This window comes from Kitasatospora cinereorecta (genome assembly GCF_024172095.1).
GTDB classification, from domain to species: Bacteria; Actinomycetota; Actinomycetes; order Streptomycetales; family Streptomycetaceae; genus Kitasatospora; species Kitasatospora cinereorecta.
The window spans coordinates 37,322-57,236 of record NZ_JAMZDX010000003.1; the positions used below are offsets into that span (position 1 = coordinate 37,322).

Consider the following 19,915-nt stretch of genomic DNA (forward strand, 5'->3'; position numbering starts at 1 on the left):
TCGCCGCGGTCGCTCCCACGAGGGTCGGTTGCGGGGTGCCGCGATCTAACGGACGGGTGAGGGCTGGGCGCGCAGTTCCCCGCGCTCCTGAAGGGCCAACCCCAGGTGGCGCCGCCAGGTGGCGTCGTCGCGGTCGGGGAAGTCCTCGCGCCAGTGGCAGCCGCGGGTCTCCTCCCGCAGCGCCGCCGCCGCGACCAGCGCCGAGGCGACCAGGTGCAGGTTGGTGGCCTCCCAGGTCTCCACCCGGGGGTCGGCGGGCTTCTCGTCGGCGAGGTCGGCCCGGGCGTGCTCGGCGAGGTGGGCGAGGCCCGTCTCGGCCGCGGCCATCGACGTGGCGGAGCGGATGACGCCGGCGCCCCGGGTCATCAGGCGCTGGATCTCGGCCCGCGCCTCGGGCGCCAGCAGCGGTACGGGCTGCGCGGCCCGGGCGCCGGCCACGTCGACGGCCCGCTCGGTCAGTTCGCCGGCGGCGTGCCGGGCGGTCAGGTCGGCGGCGATCCGTTCGGCGAAGACGAGGCCCTCCAGCAGCGAGTTGGAGGCGAGCCGGTTGGCGCCGTGGACGCCGGTGCAGGCGACCTCGCCGCAGGCGTACAGGCCGGGGACGGTGGTGCGGCCGTGCAGGTCGGTGCGGATGCCGCCGGAGGCGTAGTGGGCGGCGGGGGCGACCGGGATCGGTCGGGTGACGGGGTCGATCCCGTGGGCGCGGCAGGAGGCGAGGATGGTGGGGAAGCGGGTCTCCCACATCTCGGCGCCGAAGTGCCGCCCGTCCAGGTACATGTGCTCGGCGCCCTGCTCCTGCATCCGCCGGGTGATCGCCTTGGCGACGATGTCGCGCGGCGCCAGCTCGTTCAGCTCGTGCTGCCCGACCATGAACCGCACGCCGTCGCCGTCGACCAGGTGCGCGCCCTCGCCGCGGACGGCCTCGGAGACCAGCGGCTGCTGCCCCTCGGCCTCCGGCCCGAGCCAGAGCACGGTCGGGTGGAACTGGACGAACTCCAGGTCGGTGACCTCGGCGCCGGCCCGCAGCGCCAGCGCCACGCCGTCGCCGGTGGACACCGCCGGGTTGGTGGTGGCGGAGAACACCTGGCCCATGCCGCCGGTGGCGAGCACCACCGCGCGGGCCCGGATCGCGCCGACGCCGTCCCGCTGGCCCTCGCCCATGACGTGCAGGGTCAGACCGGCGGCGTGGCCGTCCGCGTCGGTCAGCAGGTCGAGGACGAGGGCGTGCTCGATCAGTTCGACGCCCGGGTCGCTGCGCACTGCGGCGACCAGCGCACGCGATATCTCCGCGCCGGTGGCGTCGCCGCCGGCGTGGGCGATCCGGCGGCGGTGGTGGCCGCCCTCGCGGGTGAGCAGGATCTCGCCGGCCTCGTCCCGGTCGAACGCGGCGCCGACGGCGATCAGCCGGCGGACGGCGTCCGGGCCCTCGGTGACCAGGGCGCGCACCGCGTCCTCGTCGCAGAGGCCGGCGCCGGCCACCAGGGTGTCGTCCAGGTGCTGCTCGGGGGTGTCGCCCTCGCCCAGGGCGGCGGCGATGCCGCCCTGGGCCCAGCGGGTGGAGCCGTCGTCGAGCATCGCCTTGGTGACCACCGTGGCCCGCAGGCCGGCCTGGCGGACGTTGAGCGCGACGGTGAGCCCGGCCACGCCGGAGCCGACCACGACGACGTCGGTGGTCGTGGTCCAGCCGGGGGCGGGGGCGGTCAGGCGGTACGACATGGCTTCACATGCTCCTTCAGCGCGCGGCGGCGTCGGCCGCGCCGTGCCCATCACCGTACGCCCGGTCGCCGCGGAGCAGTCCGCTGCCCTCGGGCGCCTCGGCCGGGTCGCCGCCGAAGCCGGTGATCCGGTTGTCGCCGTCCACGAAGACCACCTTGGGGAGGTACGCCTTGGCCTCGGCGGTGTCCATCTGCCCGTAGGCGATCAGGATCACCAGGTCGCCGGGGTGGACCAGGCGGGCGGCGGCGCCGTTGATGCCGATGACGCCGGAGCCGCGCGGGCCGGCGATGGTGTACGTCTCCAGCCGGGCGCCGTTGTTGATGTCGACGATGTGGACCAGCTCGCCGGGGAGCAGGTCGGCGGCGTCCAGCAGGTCCTCGTCCACCGTGACCGACCCGACGTAGTGCAGGTCGGCCTGGGTGACGGTGGCCCGGTGGATCTTGGACTTGAGCATGGTGCGGAGCATGGGGTCACGCCTCCTGTGAGTGCATGCCTGGAGAGTTGCTGCTTGCCGGGGGGGTACTAGCGAACGATGACGCCGACGTTGTCGATCAGGCGGGTGGTGCCCACCTTCGCGGCCACGGCCAGCACCGCCTCGCCCTGGAAGCCGTCCGGCGCCTCGGTGAAGGTGTCCGGGTCGATCAGGGCGAGGTAGTCGAGGGCGACGCCGTCCTCGGCGTCGAGCACGGCAGCCGCGGCCTCGCGGACGGCCGCCGCGCCCTTGGCACCGGCGTCACGGCCGGCGAACAGGGCGCGGGAGAGGGCGAGCGCCTGCTTGCGCTCGTCCTCGGAGAGGAAGCGGTTGCGCGAGGAGAGGGCGAGGCCGTCCTCCTCGCGGACGGTCGGCACGCCGACGACCTCGACGTCGAAGTCCAGGTCGGCGACCATCCGGCGGATCAGGGCCAGCTGCTGGGCGTCCTTCTCGCCGAAGAGGGCGAAGTCCGGGTCGGTGATGTGCAGCAGCTTGGCGACCACGGTCAGCATGCCGTCGAAGTGGCCGGGGCGGGAGGCGCCCTCGAAGCCGGCGCCCATCGGGCCGGCCGACAGGCGCACCACCGGCTCGCCGTTGGGGTACACCTCCTCGACGGTCGGGGCGAAGACCACGTCGGCGCCCATCTCGGCGGCGAGTGCCACGTCCGCGTCCAGGGTGCGCGGGTAGCGGTCCAGGTCCTCGCCGGCGCCGAACTGCAGCGGGTTGACGAAGACGGTGACCGCGACCCGGCCCTCCGGGCCGACCTGGCGGCGGGCGGCGCGGATCAGCGCGGCGTGACCGGCGTGCAGGGCGCCCATGGTCATCACCACGGCGTTGTCCACCGGCTGCTCGTCGGGCCAGAACGCCGCCTCGAACTCCTCCACCGTGCGGGTGAGCTCGGCCTGGCGGACCTTGGGGGCCTTCGGGGCCTTGGCGGGGCGCCGGTCACGTGCCATCAGTGGTTCTCCTCGTTCAGTACGTCCAGCAGCGCCGCCGCCGGTTCTGCCTTGAGCGATCCGTTGCGGACGGCCCGCTGGGCGGTGGCCCGGGCCATCGCGCGGTACGCCTGCCCGATGTCGGGGGAAACCGTAGCGAGCTGGCCCAGGTGCTTGCGCACCGTCCCCACGTCGCCGCGGGCGACCGGACCGGTGAGCGCCAGGTCGCCGGAGCGCAGCGCGTTGTCCAGGGCCGCGCCGAGCAGTGGTCCGAGCAGCTGGCCCGGCTCGGCGACGCCGGCCGTGCGCAGCAGTTCCATGGCCTGGGCGACCAGGGTGACCAGGTGGTTGGCGCCGTGCGCCAGGGCGGTGTGGTAGACCGCCCGGACCTGCTCGGGCACCCACTCGGGCTCGCCGCCCATCTCCACCACCAGCGCCTCGGCGACCGGCCGCAGCTCCTCGGGCGCGGTCACCCCGAACGGGCAGCCGGCCAGCCGGGCCACGTCCACCGAGGTGCCGGTGAAGGTCATCGCGGGGTGCAGGGCCAGCGGCAGCGCACCGGCCCGGGTGGCGGGCTCCAGCACGCCGACGCCGTGCGCGCCGGAGGTGTGCACCAGGATCTGCCCGGGCCGTACCGCCCCGGTGGCGGCCAGACCGGCCACCAGCTCGGCCAGCACGTCGTCCGGCACGGTCAGCAGCACCAGGTCGGCGGCGGCCATCACCTGCGGCGGGGTCACCAGCCGGACGCCCGGCAGCAGCGCCTCGGCGCGGCGGCGGGAGGCGGCGGAGACCCCGGAGGCGGCGACCACCTTGTGGCCGGCGAGCTGCAGGGCGGCGCCCAGCGCGGGCCCGACGCGGCCGGTGCCCACGATGCCGACCGCGAGCCGGGCCGGGCGGTTCTCGGGGTCGCCCGGATCGCCGAACGGGTCGGCGGGCGGGCCGAAGTCCTCGTGCAAGTCCGTTCCAGTCCTCTGCGGGTACCAGACGTAGTAACCGGTCCATCGTACGGCCCCGCCGGGCCGCCCCCGCAGGCGCCGGCTCAGTCCGCGGAGCCGGCCCGCAGCAGCCCGTTCTCGTACGCGAGGACCACGGCCTGGACGCGGTCGCGCAGGCCCAGCTTGGCGAGGATCCGGCCGACGTGGGTCTTCACGGTGGCCTCGGAGAGGGTGAGCCGGGCGGCGATCTCGCCGTTCGACAGGCCCTGGGCGACCAGCAGGAACACCTCCCGCTCGCGCTCGGTGAGCGGGCCCAGCACGGTGGATCCCGGCGTCCGGGACGGGGTGGGCAGCACCTCGGCGAAGCGGTCGATCATCCGGCGGGTGGTGGTCGGCGCGACCACCGCCTCACCGCCGTGCACCGAGCGGATCGCCGCCACCAGCTCGGTCGGCGGCACGTCCTTGAGCAGGAAGCCGCTGGCGCCGGCCTTCAGCGCGGCGAAGGCGTACTCGTCCAGGTCGAAGGTGGTCAGGATGAGCACCCGCGGGGCGTCGGGGCGCGGGACGCCGGCCTCGTCCAGACAGATCTGCCGGGTCGCCTGGACGCCGTCCAGCCGGGGCATCCGGACGTCCATCAGGATCACGTCCACCTGGGTCGAGCGCAGCACCTCCAGCGCCCGGGCGCCGTCCCCGGCCTCGGCGGCGATCTCGATGTCGCCCTGCGACTGCAGGACCATCCGGAAGCCCGTGCGCAGCAGCTCCTGGTCGTCGACGAGCATCACGCGGATGGTCACGGTCGGCACTCCTTCACTTGGCGGTCTTGAGGGGGAGGACGGCCCGGATCCGGAATCCGCCGCCGGGCCGCGGGCCCACGTCCAGGCTGCCGCTGACCATGCCGACCCGCTCCCGCATGCCGATCAGACCATGTCCGAGTCCGTCGGCACCACCGCCGGTCAGCTGCTCGCCGGTCGAGCCGCGGCCGTCGTCCTCGATCAGCACCTCCAGGTCGAGGTCGCGGAAGTCCACCGAGACCCGGGCCCGGGCGCCGGGCCCGCCGTGCTTGCGGACGTTGGTCAGCGCCTCCTGGACGATCCGGTACACCGTCAGTTCCAGGCCGCGCGGCAGCTCCCGGACCTCGCCCGCGGTGGTGAAGTCCACCGGCAGACCCGCGGTGCGGACCTGTTCCAGCAGCTCCGGCAGCTCCTCCACGCCGGGCTGCGGCACGTACTCGTCGGCCGTGTCCGCGGTCCGCAGCACGCCCAGCAGCCGGCGCATCTCCACCAGCGCCTGCCGGCCGGTGGAGGCGATGGTGCTCAGCGCCTCCTTGGCCTGGGCCGGCGAGTTGTCCAGCACGTACGCGGCGCCGTCGGCCTGAACGATCATCACCGAGACGTTGTGCGCCACCACGTCGTGCAGCTCGCGGGCGATCCGGGCCCGCTCGGCGGCCACCGCGACCTTCGCCCGGGCGTCCCGCTCGCGCTCCAGCCGCGACGCCCGGTCCTCCAGCTCGACCAGGTACGCCCGGCGGACCCGGGTCAGCCGGCCCCACGCCCAGCAGAGGATGAACGGCGTGGTCAGCAGCCCGGCCAGGAACAGGGTGCGCAGCGCGCCGTCCCGGTCCTGCGGGCGCATCAGCATGGCCACGGTGAGCGGACCGGCCGCCAGCGAGGCGACCAGCGCCAGCCGTGACACCCACGCCCGCCCGAAGGCGGCACCGGTGTAGGTGAAGACCAGGTAGCCGATCGAGGAGAGGTTGGGGGTGACCCCCGCCAGCACCTGGGCCAGGCCCAGGCCCAGGCCCACCGTCGTGATGGTGTCCGGCCAGCGCCGCCGCATCACCATCAGCCCGGGGATGACCACCGCCACCACAATGCCGAGCGCGTGCCGGACCGCGTTGAACGGCTCGTCCGGCGGGCCCTCGTTGTCCACCGCGGCGAGCAGCCCGAAGAGGAGCAGCAGCAGCGCCCACGCGGAGTCGACCACCATCGGGTGTCGGCGGAGCCAGGCGTTGAGTCGATGCACCCTTCCAGCCTAGGGAGCCCGGAAGGCCTCCAGGTCCGCCGTGAGGGCGATCCGGGCTACTCCGCAGGGTGGAGGCGCCCCTGACCTTCGGTAGCGTCCTGGACCATGACGTGGACCAGGTGGCGGCCGGCGATGGAACGGGCACTCTACGCAGCGGACGGCTTCTACCGCAGGCCGGAGGGCCCCGCCGGGCACTTCCGCACCTCGGTGCACGCCTCCCCGCACTACGCCGGGGCGGTGGCCCGCCTCCTGACGGGGGTGGACCTGGCCCTGGGACACCCCGCCGAACTCGCCCTCGTCGACGTCGGGGCCGGCCGGGGCGAACTGACCGCCGGAGTGCTGGCCGCCCTCGACCCCGCGCTGCGCGACCGGCTGCGCCCGTACGCGGTGGAACTGGCCGACCGTCCGGCCGGGGTGCCCGACGCGGTGGTGTGGACGGACCGGGTGCCGCAGGGCGTCACCGGCCTGCTGTTCGCCAACGAGTGGCTGGACAACGTGCCGCTGGACCTCGCCGAGGTGGACGCCCACGGCGTCGCGCGCTACGTCGAGGTCTCCGAGGACGGCGACGAGCGGCTCGGCGCCGAGCTGGAGCCGGCCGACGCGGCCTGGGTCCGGCGCTGGTGGCCGCCGCTCGGCCCGGAGCACCGGGTGGAGATCGGCCGGCCCCGCGACGAGCGGTGGGCCGAGGCGGTCGGCTCGCTCACCCGGGGCCTGGCGGTCGCGGTCGACTACGGGCACACCCGGGAAAGCCGCCCGCCGTTCCCCACCCTCACCGGCTTCCGCGCGGGCCGCGAGGTCGCCCCGGTGCCGGACGGCTCCTGCGACCTCACCGCCCACGTGGCGCTCGACGCGATCGCCGTCCCCGCCGTCCACAGCCTGTGGACGACGCAGCGCGAGGCGCTGCGGGCACTCGGCGTCCAGGGCGCCCGCCCGCCGCTCGCCCTCGCCTCCACCGACCCGGCCGGCTACCTGCGGGCACTCTCCGGGGCCGGGGAGGCCGCCGAGCTGACCGACCCGGCAGGCCTCGGCGGCTTCGGCTGGCTGGTCCAGGCTGTCCGCATGCCGGTACCGGCGGCCCTCGCGCCCCTGGAGGGGTGGCAGACTCTGTAGCCATGAGGGAGACCACGGTCGGCATCGGTGCCGGTGCCCAGACGATGACGGGCGAACTGGGCACCAGCGACATGGTGCTCAACATCGGCCCCCAGCACCCGTCCACCCACGGCGTGCTGCGCCTGAAGCTGGTGCTGGACGGCGAGCGGATCGTCGCCGCCGAACCGGTGATCGGCTACATGCACCGCGGCGCCGAGAAGCTCTTCGAGGCCCGCGACTACCGCCAGATCATCATGCTGGCCAACCGGCACGACTGGCTCTCCGCCTTCTCCAACGAGCTGGGCGTGGTGCTCGCCGTCGAGCGGATGCTCGGCATGGAGGTCCCCGAGCGGGCGGTCTGGCTGCGCACCCTGCTCGCCGAGCTCAACCGGGTGCTCAACCACCTCATGTTCCTCGGCTCGTACCCGCTGGAGCTGGGCGGCATCACCCCGATCTTCCACGCCTTCACCGCCCGCGAGGACCTCCAGCACGTGCTGGAGGAGGCCTCCGGCGGGCGCATGCACTACATGTTCAACCGGGTCGGCGGCCTCAAGGAGGACCTGCCGGCCGGCTGGCTCGGCCGGGTGCGGACCGCCGTCGCCACCGTCCGCGCGCAGCTGCCGGTCTTCGAGGACCTGGTCCTCGGCAACGAGATCTTCCGCGGCCGCACCGCCGGGGTGGGCGTGCTCAGCCGCGAGCACGCCCACGCGTACGGCGTCTCCGGCCCGATCGCGCGGGCCAGCGGCGTCGACTTCGACCTGCGGCGCGACGAGCCCTACCTCGCGTACGGCGAGCTGCAGGACGTCCTGCGGGTCTCGGTCCGCACCGAGGGCGACTGCCTGGCCCGCTTCGAGTGCCTGCTGGAGCAGACCGTCAACGCCCTGGAGCTGGCCGACGCCTGCCTCGACCGGCTGGCCGAGCTGCCCGCCGGGCCGATCAACCTGCGGCTGCCCAAGGTGCTCAAGGCCCCCGAGGGCGAGACCTATGCCTGGACCGAGAACCCGCTCGGCGTCAACGGCTACTACCTGGTCTCCCGCGGCGACAAGACCCCGTGGCGGCTCAAGCTCCGCTCGGCGTCCTTCAACAACATCCAGGCGCTCACCGAGCTCCTGCCCGGGACCCTGGTCGCCGACATGGTGGCGATCCTCGGGTCGATGTTCTTCGTCGTCGGCGACATCGACAAGTAGCGCCCGTCCCGGGGCCTCAGCCGTTCAGTCGTTCAGGAGGGCGCAGACGAAGTCCTCCTGGACGGCCCGCATCCGTGCCAGGAACGCCGGGTCGTCGTTCGAGCCCACCTGCCGGGTCAGCGAGAAGGACAGGCTGCGGCTGCCGTCCGGGGTGCCCACGCCCAGCTGGGTGTAGCCGAAGATGTTGCCGGTGTGCCCGTAGACCACGCCGCACCGGGTGGTGTACTCGAAGATCGCCAGCCCGGCCCGGTTGACCCCGGGACCGGCCGGCTCCGAGGAGCCCGCCACGAAGGTCCGCTGCGCCGCCACGGTCGCCGGGGAAAGCAGGCGGCCGCCGCCGTACGCGGCCATGAAGGCCGAGAAGTCGCTCGGGGTGGAGACCATCCCGCCGGAGGCCCACGCCCCGGACATGCTGACCAGGGTGGAGACGTCCTCCGGCGCGTTCGGCGGGTCGAGCTGGTACCCGTGCAGGTACGGCTCGGGCATCTCGAAGCCCGCCGGGAGGCTGGTCTCCCGCAGGTGCAGCGGACGGTAGACCTCTTCGCCGAGCAGGTCCTCGTAGCGCTTCCCGGTGGCCGCCTCGGCCATCAGGGCGATCGCGATGTTGTCGGAGTTGGAGTACCGGTACTGCGAGCCGGGCGTGAAGCGCAGGTCCTGGCCGGCCACGAAGTCCAGCAGGTGCCGGGAGTCGAAGATCCGGTGCGGGTCGGCGTTCACCACCGCGCGGAAGTCGGGGTCCTCGGTGTAGTCCGGCATCCCGCTGGTGTGCTGGAGCAGCTGACGCAGGGTCACCGGCGCCCAGCGGGCGGGCAGGGTGGGCAGCCGTTGGCCGATGGTGTCGTCCAGGCCCAGCAGGCCGCAGTCGACCAGGCGCAGCGCGACGGCGCCGCTGAACGCCTTCGCGGTGCTGGCCAGCCGCATGTGGTCGGTGGCCCGGGGCGCCCGGTCGGTGCCGGTCTCGGCCGTCCCGGCCCGGTAGACCTGGAGGTGGTTGCCCTCGCGGAGGACCGCGATCGCGCCGGGCGGGCCCAGTGGGTCGTCGACCAGCTCCTGCAGCCGGGCCTGCAACGCCGGATCGCCGCCGTCGTGGCCCGGTCGGCCGTGGGACGGGTCCGCCGCGGCGGGGCCGGCCAGCAGCACCGCCAGCACGGCGGAGAGGACGGCGGCGGTCGGGCGGGCCTTGCGGCGGGAGCGGAACGGCACGGCGGGTCCTCCGGACGGCGTCACGGCGGCTGCGGGGACGTCCGGCCGCTCTGGCGGCAAGGAATGACCCGCCGTCAGCCCGGCGAAACGCCCCGGCGGCCGCGGTGACCCGGGCGGCCGAGGCGCAGCCCCCGACCGGCCGTGCCGGGGCGTCGGGCGGGTGCGGTCAGTCGGCCGGGTGCGGGGCCAGCCGCTTGTGGCCCTTGGCGGCGATCCGCTGCTCGCACAGCTCGACCAGCGCGTCGTACGCGGGCTTGCCCATCAGTTCGGTGAGCTCGGCGCGGTAGCTGACGTACACCGGGTCGGGGGCGTTGTGGGCCTCCGGCGAACCGGTGCACCACCAGTGCAGGTCGTGGCCGCCCGGTCCCCAGCCGCGGCGGTCGTACTCACCGATGGAGACCTGGAGGTAGCGGGTGTCGTCGGGGCGGTCGATCCAGTCGTAGGTGCGGCGGATCGGCAGCTGCCAGCAGACGTCGGGCTTGGTCTCCAGCGGCTCGCGGCCCTCGCGCAGCGCCAGGATGTGCAGCGAGCAGCCGGCGCCCCCGGGGAAGCCGGGGCTGTTGAGGAAGAGGCAGGCGCCGTTGACCCGGCGGGTCTGGCGGTCGCCGTCCTCGTCGAACATGGTGATGCCGCCGTCGACCTTGATCCGGCCCTTGGCGTCGGTGCCGTGCTCGTGGTTCTCCCAGATGTCCGGGGTCAGCCGCGCGGCGTGCTCGATCACCCGCTGCTCGTCGTCCTCGTCCGAGTAGTGCGCGCCGAGCGTGCAGCAGCCGTCCGACGCGCCGCGGCCCGGGCGGATGCCGTGGCAGCCGTTGCCGAAGATGCAGCCCCAGCGGGAGGTCAGCCAGGTCAGGTCGCAGCGGAAGACCTGATCCTCGTCGGCCGGGTCGGTGAACTCCACCCAGGCGCGCGGGAAGTCCAGCGGGACCTCGCGCACGGTCGGCGCCGCCACGTCCACGGCCCCGCTCTTCTTCGACTTCTTGCTCTTCGCGGTCTCTGCTGCTGCCACTCGGCAAGGGTATGGCCTCGGACGGGCGATACGGGCCCGGTGAGCTGCGGTATTTACGGGGATTTCCCGCGGTGTGCCCCGGTGCGGCGAGGTCTGCGGTGGTGAAGCGGCTGTGAAAAGCCGGTCGGACACGACGGTGGCCCGCGGTAGCGGGCCTAGGATGGCGCGGAGCCGGGGGACGGCGGGCGCCGACGGCGCCACGGGCACGGGGGAGGGCGAGCGATGGCCGACACGGTCCGCATCAACGCATGGGAAGTCCACGGCGAGGGCCGGGAGTTCGAGAACATCTCCAACGACTTCGCGAGAGCCGCGCTGAACCTGGAGAACCAGCTGGCCGGTCTCGGCACGCCCTGGGGCACCGACCAGCCGGGCCAGCCGTTCGGCACCGCGTACACCGACGCCCGGGAGGGCGTGCTGGCCGGCCTGCAGGGCCTGTCCGAGCGGCTCGGGAAGATCGGCGCCGGGCTGCACACCATGGCCGACAGCGTGGAGCGCACCGACCAGCAGGTCCGGTCCGACTTCACCGGGATCGACACCGGCCACGCAACCGGTAGCGGTCGCGGCGCCGTCTGACCCAGCACGGCCCGACCGGATGTCGCCCTGACGACGTCCTGACGGCCCCGACCCGCCCGCGGCGCGCACCCGCCCCGCGGCGGCGGGCACCCGCACCACGCCCGATCCCGCACCACGCCCGATCCCGCACCACCCAAAGGGGGAAGCACGTGTCCAGGAAGCTGCCGGAGGAGCTGGCCGCCGCGCTGGCGCGGACGGGCCACCACTGGCCGGAGGCGGACGAGGACGGGCTGCGCCGGGCGGCCGGCCTGTGGCGGGAGTTCGGCACCGAGGCCGAACGCCTGGCCAAGCGCGGCGGGGACTCGGTGCAGCGCGTCACCGGGGAGAACTCCGGCCAGGCGGTGGACGCCTTCGCCGACTACTGGCGCAACTTCGCCGGCGGCGGCCGCGGCCACCTGGACGACGCCCACGGCGCCGCCGAGGCGCTGGCCGGCGCCTTCGACAAGGCGGCCGGCGCGGTCGACCACTGCAAGGCCGGGATGGTCGCCGTCCTCACCGAGCTGGCCGAGGAGATCAAGAAGGCCGACGCCGCCGAGGCCAAGGCCAAGGAGCAGATGTCGCACGCCGGCGACGGCCTCGGCGGGCTGGTCGGCGCGGCCGTCGGCGCCGTCAAGGACGTGGCGGCGGAGGTCGGCGAGGCCATTGCCGTCGAGACCGCCAAGCACAAGATCGCCGGGCTGCTCGACGAGCTCGCCCGGGAGATGAAGGACGCCGTGCAGGCCGCCGCCAAGGAGCCGGCGGTCACCGGACTGGAGCGGATCGCCCAGGCGGACGGGCGCGGACTGCACGGCGAGGGGCGCGAGGCCAGCGTGGCCGGCCGGGCCGGCCAGGTCACCACCATGGCGGGCGCCGCCGCCGGCGCGGCCGTCGCCCGCTCGGTGGAGGTCGCCGGGGTCGGCGAGGTGCACGCGGCCCTGGCCAAGGACGGCTCGGTGCGCACCGACCGGCACGGCAACCCCGTGCTGGTCGGCGCCGACGGCCGGGAGATCCACGGCGTCCAGGGCGTCCAGGTCGCGGCCGGCCAGGACGGTCAGCCGGTGGTGGTCGACGCCGAGGGCAAGCCGGTCAGCGGCGTCGCCCTCGGCGAGAACGGCAAGCCCGTCCTCGGCAGCGACGGCAAGCCGCTGCTGATCGGCACCGACGGCACCCTGCTCGGCACCGGACTCGCCCTCGCGCTGGGCGCCGACGGCCACCCCCGGACCGGCGCGGACGGCCACCCGATGCTGGTCGGCCTCGACGGACAGCCGGTCTCGGCCCTCGCCGCCGACAAGCACGGCCACCTGCTCGCCGGCGCCGACGGCCAGCCGGTCACGGTCGGCCAGGACGGCCTCGCCACCGGCCCGGACGGGCGCACCGTCGCCTTCGACCGGCACGGCCACGCCGTCCCGGTCGGCGGCCCGGGCGGCACCGGCGTCCAGGTCGGACTGGGCGACACCACGATCGGCGTCAACAGCGGGATCGTCCCCGGCAGCGACGGGGACGGCTACGGACACGGGCACGGCCACGGCAAGCCCGGCCCGGGCGGGGACCCGTACGGCACCGCCCAGGGCCCGAACGGCCAGGACGGCGGCCTGAGCGTCCGCGCGGCGGGCATGTCCGCCTCGGCCGACCTCCCGCCCCTCACCCCCTCCGGCGACCAGGACGGCGGCGCCGGCAACGGCCCGGTCGCGGCCGGCGGCCACGGCCACGGCTGGGGCCGCGGCGACGGCGGCGGCAACAGCGGCGGCAACGGCGGTTACGGCGGCTACCAGGACGGCGGCCGCCACCAGTCGGCCCCGGTCGTGATGTCCGCCGACCTCGGCGGCTCCGACGACTACGTCCCCCCGCCCGTGCACCACGGCCCCGCCGCGGTCCACACCGACTCGGTGGCGGTCGCCCCGGCGCCGTCCGTCTCGACCTCGGACGGCGACATCTGGTCCGGCGGCGGTTCGGGCGGCGGTGGCGGCGGACACCGCCCCGTCGACCTGCCGGGCGGCGGCGGCTCCTCCTCGGGCGCCAGCGGCGCCGGCTCCTTCCAGCTCGGCCCGGTCGGTGGTGGCGGCGCGTCCGGCGGGATGCCGGGCGCCGGCCCGCTGGGCGGCGGCGTCCTCGGCGGTCCGGTCGCGGGCGGCGGACCGGCCGGTGCGCTCGGCGGCCCGATCGGCGGCGGCGTGCCGGGCGCGTCCGCCCCCGTCCCCGGCGCCGGTCCGATCGGCGGCGGCGGCCTCGGCGCCGGTACCGGAGCGGGACCGGTGGGCGCCGCCGGAGTTCCCGCGGCCGGCGCTTCGGGCACACCCGGCGGTTCGGTCGGCGGGTCGACCGGCGCCGTCATCGGCGTCGGCACCCATGCCCAGGACGGCCGGCCGGCCTCCGGCGCGGGCGCGCGGGGACCGGTGGGCGGCCCGCAGGCACCCGGCGGACCGGGCCAGCAGGTGCCGGGCGGGCCGGTCCGCTTCGACCCGCTGTTCGACACCCGGCGCCGGGACGGCTCCGACGGCTCCGAGCTGCCCGTCCACCCCGGCCAGGTCGCCTCCGCCTGGCTGGTCGTCCACTCCTACCGCTCCTCCGTCCCGCCGCTGGCGCCGCCCGTCGAGGCGCTCGCCCCGCGGACCATCGCCGACAGCCGCCCGTACGGGCGGCCCGGCGGACTGGGCCCGGTCGACCCGGCGCACCAGGCGGAGACCGTCCGCCGCACCCCGGTGCCCGGAGCCGACCCGCGGGCCGGCGACTGGATCGAGAGCCTCAACGGCGGCGGCCCGCGCGAACCCGGACGGGCCAACAACTCCGTCGACGTCGCCCTCTCCGCGGTGGACACCGCCGGCGGGTACCCGACCTGCGCCGCCCCCCGCCTCCCGGACGGCCCGGCGGGCGAGCGCGGCGGCCGCGACCGCGCCGAGCGGGAACTCGGGGCGCGCTTCCTCGACCTCGGCGACGGCGACGCGGCGTTCGACCGGCTCGAGCGCTCGCTGCTGCACGCCGGCGGCGGGACCCGGGCGGTCCTGCTCACCCTGGACGCGTACGGCCGCTCCCACACCTGGAACGCCGTCAACCACGAGGGCGTCCTGACCTGGCTGGACCACCTCACCGGCTACCGCTCCGACCGCCCGATCCACCCGGCCGACCACGGCCTCTGGGCCATCGCCGTCGACGCCGACAACCGCCCCCTCGACCTGTCCGACCCGCCCGCCTCCGTCCCGGTCCCGGCGGCCAGGCCCGCAGCCCAGGCCGCAGCCCAGGCCGTCCCGGCGAAGGCGCCGCAGCCCGCCGAGCCCGATGAGCCCGCCGCCGGGTCGCCGGTGCCTGCCGCTGCCCCGGCGCCGGTCCCCGCCGCCGAGGTGCCGCAGGACCCGACCGCCGCCGGCGAGCTCGCGGAGCCTGCCGAGCCTGCCGAGCCCACCGACCCGCCGTCGGCGCCCGCGCCTGCCGCAGCCGTGCCGCCGAGGTCGCGGCTGACCGTCCACCGCACCACCGGGAGCCCCCGCCGATGATCACCCGAGAGCAGGCCCTGGCCGCCGCCCACCGCTGGGTCAACGGCGACCTCCCGCAGGAGGTGTCCCGGCCGGTCCGCTCGCACGAGTTCGACCTGGGCTGGGTGCTGTGGCCGGAGCCTGCCCCGGTGCAGGTGGATCCGCTGACCGGCGAGCGGCGGGCGCCGGAGGAGATCGGCGCGGCGTGCGCGGTGGTGGACCGCCGGTCCGGCGAGTTGAGCGTGTGGCCGTCGGTGCCGGTGCCGGAGGTGATCCGGCTGTACCGCGACCGGCTCGGCGCGGGCAGCCACGACCCGGCGCTGCCGCCGGTGACCGGTCCGGGGGCCCGGGCCGTGCTGACCTACCGGGACCAGCTGGGCGAGACCAGGACGCTGGAGGTGGAGCCGGCGCTCGGCCGCCCGCATCCGGCGGTGCGCGGCTGGCAGCAGCTGCGGCAGCAGGGGGTGCCGGCCGCGGACGTCCTCGGGATCCGCACCGAGCTGCGCCCGTGGATGCTGCCGGGCGGCTACTGGGCGTACGTGCTGGGTGCCCAACTGCCGGACGTGCCGGTGAGCTTCGACCTGCCGTACGGGCCGCGCTTCGACCACCGCGCGGCGGACGCGCGGACGCTGGCGGCGCGGCGCCGCGCCGCGTTCAACCGGGTGCCGTTCCCGGTCGCGGTCGCGCCGGCCCAGCCGGAGGGCGAGCAGGAGCTGGCCGCGCTGCTGGCGGCCCGGTTCGGGCCGGACGGGGTGCGGCGCTTCGACGCGGACGCGGTGGCCGCCGCCGACCTGCCGGAGGCGGTGGCCCGGCCGCTGCTACGGATCGGCCTGCCGTGGACGGTCGAGGGCTTCTTCACCCTGCACCACCCCGAGGCGGACGGCGTCGCCGAGGCCGCCGCCCCGGTGCTGCCGGACGTGGCCGCGCACCTGGACGGGCTCGGCCGGGGCCGCCGGGCGACCGCCGCGGCCCGGGCGGCGCTGCTCGGGCAGCTGCTGATCGGCACCGACGGCTGGGCGCTGGTCACCGTGGACACCGCGCAGGGCCGGGTCCGGGCGATCGACCCGGACGACGCCACCGCCCGCTGGTGCAACGCCGACCTGACGGCCTTCGTCCGCTCGCTGGCGCTGTTCGCCGACCGCTACCCGCGGCTGCGCGACCTCCCGCCGGCGACCGCCGGACCGGCGGTCGCCGAACTCCAGTGGTCGCTGGCGGCCCTGGACCGCACCGCCTTCTCGGACCCGGAGAACTGGTGGTCGGTGATCGTCGAGCAGCTCTGGCACGGCGTCCTCTGAGCGGGCGCTAAGCCCGGAGCACGGCCTCCAGCCGGGTGGCGAAGGCGACCGGGATCTCGTACTGCGGGTAGTGGCCGCTGCCGGGCAGGACCTCCAGGGCGGCGTCCGGGTAGTGCGCCAGCCAGGTGGCCCGCATCACGGGCTCGGTCAGCGCCAGGTCGTACTGGCCGACGAAGACGTGCACCGGCAGCCGGGAGCCGGCGATCTTGGCGGCGAAGTCCTGGGTGGTCCAGTCGGTCAGGTAGGCGGCGAACGCCTCGGGGCGCGAGTGGGCCAGCGACTGGCTGGTCATCCGGTCCAGCCAGACCGCGGTCGCGCGCTGCCCGGTGACCAGGTCGAGGATGGCCCGCCGGTTGGCGGGCTGGGCGGCGGCGCCGTGGAAGAGGTCGTACGCGTCGCCCTCCAGCGGGTACGCCGAGGCCGGGACCGGGGTGATCCCGACCAGCTTGCGGACCCGGTGCGGGGCCTCCACCAGCACCCGCTGCGCCGCCTTGCCGCCCATCGAGTGCCCGACGAGCGAGAAGGACTCCCAGCCGAGCCCGTCGGCCAGGTCCAGCACGTCGCGGGCGATCTCGGCCAGCGTGTAGTCGCCCTCGACGTCGGCCCGCTCGCCGTAGCCGCGGTAGTCGAGGAAGGCGTAGTCGAACGCGTCGCCGTCCAGGTAGTCCAGGAAGGGCCCCCAGCCCGCGCTGGTGCCGAACCAGTCGTGCAGCACGACCACCTTGTGGTCGCCGGCGCCGACCCTGCGGTGAGTGATCGTCATGTCCCGTGCTCCTCGGGGGAGATGGTGGAATGAGGTGACGGTGGGCGTCCTCCCCCGTTCGCCGCGCGGGCAATCGGGCGGACCGATTCGGGCAGGTGAGCGGGTCGGGATCGACTAGCGTGGACCGTTATGCGACTCGGTGTGCTCGACGTAGGTTCCAACACCGTCCACTTCCTCGTGGTGGACGCCCACCCCGGTGCGGCCCCGCTGCCCGCGTACTCGCACAAGGCCGAGCTGCGCCTGGCCGAGCTCCTCGACGACGGCGGCGCGATCACCGAGGTCGGCATCGAGCGGCTGGTCGGCATGGTGGCCTCCTCGATAAGGGTGGCCGAGGACAAGGGCGTGGTGGCCATGCTGCCGTTCGCCACCTCGGCGGTCCGGGAGGCCGCCAACGGCGAGGAGGTGCTGGGCCGGGTCGCCGCGGAGACCGGCGTCGAGCTGCAGGTGCTCTCCGGGCAGGACGAGGCCCGGCTGACCTTCCTGGCGGTCCGCCGCTGGTTCGGCTGGTCCTCCGGCCGACTGCTCAACCTGGACATCGGCGGCGGCTCGCTGGAGATGGCCTGCGGCATCGACGAGCAGCCCGACGTGGCCTGCTCGCTGCCGCTGGGCGCCGGCCGGCTCACCGCCCGGCTGCCGGGCGACCTGGCCGACCCCGAGGACGTCCGCGACCTGCGCCGCCACATCCGCGCCGAGATCGCGCAGGTGGTCGGCGAGTTCTCCCGGATCGGCTCGCCGGACCACGCGGTGGCCACCTCCAAGACCTTCAAGCAGCTCGCCCGGATGACCGGCGCGGCCCCCGAGGGGGCGGGCGCCCGGGTGCCGCGCAAGATCACCCGAAGCGGTCTCACCACCTGGCTGCCGCGGTTGGCGGCGATGACTCCGGCCCAGCGGGCCCAGATCCCCGGCGTCTCCGAGGGCCGGGCGCGCCAGTTGCTGGCCGGCGCGCTGGTCGCCGACGCGGCGATGGACCTGTTCGGTCTGGACGAGCTCGACATCTGCCCCTGGGCCCTGCGCGAGGGCATCATCCTGCGCCGCCTGGACACCATGGACAGCCCCGGCGACAGACGCCCCGCCCTCACCGGCTGAGCCCTGCCCGCACCGGACGGCCCACCGCCGTGCGGCCGGAACCGGGCGCACCACCCCCGGCGGCGTCCCACAACGCGGCCGGTCCGCTTACGCTGTTGCCCGTGGCGCATCCCGCGGACGAGGACTCGACCGGACCGGACCGCGCTGCCGACCGCCGGCAGCCGCGGCCTCCGCGCCCGCGCCGCACGCCCAAGGCGACCGCCGCCAAGCCCCCGCCCGAGCCGCCCGCCGACCCCGCACCGCAACCCGCCGCCGAGCGGTCGGCCACCGAGCGGTCGGCCGCACCCGGGCCGGTCCCGGCCGGGGCCGACGCCGGGCCCGCCGCCGGCCGGGTGGCGCGCGCCGCCAGCCGTACCGCGAAGACCGCGAAGTCGGTGAAGGCGGCCAAGTCCGCCCAGGTGAAGAAGGTCGCCCAGGCGGTGCAGACCGCCCGGACGGCCCGCCGCGGCCCGGCCCGCCGTGATCCGCTGCTGCGCACCACCGACCGGCTGGTGCTGCCGCCGCACCCGGCGCTGCACGTCCCGGACACCAAGATCGCGCTGTCCACCGCCTCGGTCTACCCGGCGAACACCGTCACCGCCTTCGAGCTGGCCTCCCGGCTGGGCTACGACGGCGTCGAGGTGATGGTCTGGAACGACCCGATCAGCCAGGACATCGAGGCGCTGCGCCGGCTCTCCGACGCCCACCGGATCCCGATCCTGGCCGTCCACGCGCCCTGCTTGCTGATCACCCAGCGGGTCTGGTCCACCGACCCCTGGACCAAGCTGGTCCGGGCCCGGGCCGCGGCCGAGAAGCTCGGCGCCGACACCGTGGTGGTCCACCCGCCGTTCCGCTGGCAGCGCCAGTACGCCCGCGACTTCGTCCAGGGCATCGCCCGGATGGCGGGGGAGACCCACGTCCGCTTCGCCGTGGAGAACATGTACCCGTGGCGCTACCGGGACCGCGAGATGCTCGCGTACGCGCCCGGCTGGGACGTCACCGACGAGGAGTACCGGCACTTCACCATCGACCTCTCGCACGCCGCCACCTCGCGGATCGACGCGCTGGCCATGGTCGACCGGATGGACGGCCGGCTGGCCCACGTCCACCTGGCCGACGGCAGCGGCTCCGGCAAGGACGAGCACCTGATCCCCGGCCGCGGCAAGCAGCCCTGCGCCGAACTGCTGGAACGCCTCGCCCGCTCGTCCTTCGACGGGCACGTGGTGCTGGAGGTCAACACCCGCCGCTCCGGCTCCCCGGCCGAACGGGAGGCCGACCTGGCGGAGGCGCTGGCCTTCACCCGCCTCCACCTGGCCACCCCGCACCGTCGCTGAGCCGCCCGGCCACTGTCGCCGAGCCGCCCGCCGACCGCTGCAGCGGGGCCCGGAAATGCCCCGCCGCCGCCCGCCCGGCCGACCTAGAGTGATCGTCATGGAGCTGCAGCAGACCGACTACGCCCTGTCCTTCGGCTCGGTGGCCGACACCTACGACGCCGCCCGCCCCTCCTACCCGGACGAGCTGTTCACCGAGCTGGAGCGGCTCACCGGCCGCCCGCTGGAGGGGGCGGACGTCCTGGACGTCGGCGCCGGCACCGGGATCGCCACCCGCCTGCTGCACGCCCGCGGCGCCCGGGTGGTCGCCGTCGAGCCCAGCCCCGGCATGGCGGCCCGGCTGAGCGCGGTCACCCCGCAGATCCCGGTGGTCAAGGGCGTCGGCGACGACCTGCCCTTCCACGACGCCTCGGCCGACCTGATCACCTACGCCCAGGCCTTCCACTGGACCGACCCCGACCGCTCCGTCCCGGAGGCGATGCGGGTGCTGCGCCCCGGCGGCGCGCTCGCGCTCTGGTGGAACGTCAAGGACCGCGGATCCGAGTGGCTCCAGGCCCAGGAGGACCGGCTGGCCGCCGCGCTGCCCGGCTACCACTACTACGGCGGGGTGATGGACGCCACCGGCTGGTTCGCCCGGCACGACGTACCGGTCGAGCGGGTGACGCTGCGCTGGGAGCGGCGGATCCCGGTCGACCAGCACCTGGCGGACCTGGCCTCCCGCTCCTACTTCGCGGTCCTCGACGAGGCCGAGCGCGAGCGGCTGCTGGCCGTCGAGCGGTCCGCGGTGCTGGCCGTCTTCCCGGACGGCACGGTGACCGAGCCGTTCGCCCTGGACCTGTTCGTGGTCACCCGGCGCTGACGGCGGCCCGGTCGA

General features: G+C 75.5%; 17 protein-coding genes. 8 read left to right on the forward strand and 9 right to left on the reverse strand.

Annotated features, from left to right (window positions below; translation table 11 throughout):
• Positions 1–45: 45 nt before the first annotated feature.
• The 6 genes from FHR36_RS13700 to FHR36_RS13725 all read right to left on the reverse strand — a co-directional run bounded on the left by FHR36_RS13700 (position 46) and on the right by FHR36_RS13725 (position 6,080).
• Complete coding sequence (locus FHR36_RS13700) at positions 46–1,716, reverse strand: L-aspartate oxidase (RefSeq protein ID WP_253796834.1); 1,671 nt, start codon at positions 1,714–1,716, stop codon at positions 46–48.
• A 16-nt stretch (positions 1,717–1,732) separates the two neighbouring features.
• Positions 1,733–2,182, reverse strand: coding sequence for an aspartate 1-decarboxylase (gene panD / locus FHR36_RS13705; protein ID WP_253796835.1), 450 nt, complete (start codon positions 2,180–2,182; stop codon positions 1,733–1,735).
• A 56-nt stretch (positions 2,183–2,238) separates the two neighbouring features.
• Positions 2,239–3,144 carry a pantoate--beta-alanine ligase gene (gene panC / locus FHR36_RS13710; RefSeq protein ID WP_253796836.1) on the reverse strand — a complete coding sequence of 302 codons (906 nt, stop codon included), beginning with the start codon at positions 3,142–3,144 and terminating at the stop codon, positions 2,239–2,241.
• Positions 3,144–4,079, reverse strand: a complete 936-nt coding sequence (locus FHR36_RS13715; protein ID WP_253796837.1) for a Rossmann-like and DUF2520 domain-containing protein — start codon at positions 4,077–4,079, stop codon at positions 3,144–3,146. The genes panC and FHR36_RS13715 overlap by 1 nt, the downstream gene beginning before the upstream one ends.
• An 83-nt stretch (positions 4,080–4,162) precedes the next feature.
• Complete coding sequence (locus FHR36_RS13720) at positions 4,163–4,852, reverse strand: response regulator (protein ID WP_253796840.1); 690 nt, start codon at positions 4,850–4,852, stop codon at positions 4,163–4,165.
• 13 nt (positions 4,853–4,865) lie between these two features.
• Positions 4,866–6,080: a sensor histidine kinase gene (locus tag FHR36_RS13725; RefSeq protein WP_253796842.1), complete on the reverse strand. Its 1,215-nt coding sequence runs from the start codon at positions 6,078–6,080 to the stop codon at positions 4,866–4,868.
• A 105-nt stretch (positions 6,081–6,185) separates the two neighbouring features.
• Between FHR36_RS13725 and FHR36_RS13730 the strand changes: the two genes are divergently transcribed.
• The gene (locus tag FHR36_RS13730; protein WP_253796844.1) at positions 6,186–7,190 is read left to right on the forward strand and encodes an SAM-dependent methyltransferase; all 1,005 of its coding nucleotides are present in this window, start codon (positions 6,186–6,188) and stop codon (positions 7,188–7,190) included.
• 2 nt (positions 7,191–7,192) lie between these two features.
• On the forward strand, positions 7,193–8,356 hold the full coding sequence (locus tag FHR36_RS13735; protein WP_253796846.1) for an NADH-quinone oxidoreductase subunit D: 1,164 nt from the start codon (positions 7,193–7,195) through the stop codon (positions 8,354–8,356).
• Between the two features lie 24 nt (positions 8,357–8,380).
• Here FHR36_RS13735 and FHR36_RS13740 read toward each other — a convergent pair whose 3' ends face one another.
• Entirely contained in the window at positions 8,381–9,559 is a 1,179-nt protein-coding gene (locus tag FHR36_RS13740) for a serine hydrolase domain-containing protein (protein ID WP_253796847.1), read from the reverse strand.
• A gap of 166 nt (positions 9,560–9,725) precedes the next feature.
• Positions 9,726–10,568 carry a DUF3109 family protein gene (locus tag FHR36_RS13745; protein WP_253796848.1) on the reverse strand — a complete coding sequence of 281 codons (843 nt, stop codon included), beginning with the start codon at positions 10,566–10,568 and terminating at the stop codon, positions 9,726–9,728.
• A gap of 222 nt (positions 10,569–10,790) precedes the next feature.
• Here FHR36_RS13745 and FHR36_RS13750 point away from each other — a divergent pair, with 222 nt between their 5' ends.
• The 3 genes from FHR36_RS13750 to FHR36_RS13765 all read left to right on the forward strand — a co-directional run bounded on the left by FHR36_RS13750 (position 10,791) and on the right by FHR36_RS13765 (position 15,882).
• The gene (locus FHR36_RS13750; protein ID WP_253796849.1) at positions 10,791–11,141 is read left to right on the forward strand and encodes a WXG100 family type VII secretion target; all 351 of its coding nucleotides are present in this window, start codon (positions 10,791–10,793) and stop codon (positions 11,139–11,141) included.
• Positions 11,142–11,290: 149 nt separating this feature from the next.
• Complete coding sequence (locus FHR36_RS39900) at positions 11,291–14,608, forward strand: toxin glutamine deamidase domain-containing protein (protein ID WP_308199331.1); 3,318 nt, start codon at positions 11,291–11,293, stop codon at positions 14,606–14,608.
• A complete protein-coding gene (locus tag FHR36_RS13765; RefSeq protein ID WP_253796850.1) occupies positions 14,605–15,882 on the forward strand; it encodes an SUKH-4 family immunity protein in 1,278 nt (425 codons plus the stop codon). Before FHR36_RS39900 ends, FHR36_RS13765 begins: the two co-directional genes overlap by 4 nt.
• A 7-nt stretch (positions 15,883–15,889) precedes the next feature.
• Here FHR36_RS13765 and FHR36_RS13770 read toward each other — a convergent pair whose 3' ends face one another.
• Complete coding sequence (locus FHR36_RS13770) at positions 15,890–16,645, reverse strand: alpha/beta fold hydrolase (RefSeq protein ID WP_253796851.1); 756 nt, start codon at positions 16,643–16,645, stop codon at positions 15,890–15,892.
• A gap of 129 nt (positions 16,646–16,774) precedes the next feature.
• Between FHR36_RS13770 and FHR36_RS13775 the strand changes: the two genes are divergently transcribed.
• The 3 genes from FHR36_RS13775 (at position 16,775) to FHR36_RS13785 (ending at position 19,900) form a co-directional block, all read left to right on the forward strand.
• A complete protein-coding gene (locus FHR36_RS13775; RefSeq protein ID WP_253796852.1) occupies positions 16,775–17,731 on the forward strand; it encodes a Ppx/GppA family phosphatase in 957 nt (318 codons plus the stop codon).
• A gap of 488 nt (positions 17,732–18,219) precedes the next feature.
• On the forward strand, positions 18,220–19,044 hold the full coding sequence (locus FHR36_RS13780) for a sugar phosphate isomerase/epimerase family protein (RefSeq protein WP_253799234.1): 825 nt from the start codon (positions 18,220–18,222) through the stop codon (positions 19,042–19,044).
• A 97-nt stretch (positions 19,045–19,141) separates the two neighbouring features.
• A complete protein-coding gene (locus tag FHR36_RS13785) occupies positions 19,142–19,900 on the forward strand; it encodes a class I SAM-dependent methyltransferase (RefSeq protein ID WP_253796853.1) in 759 nt (252 codons plus the stop codon).
• The last annotated feature ends 15 nt before the right edge of the window (positions 19,901–19,915 follow it).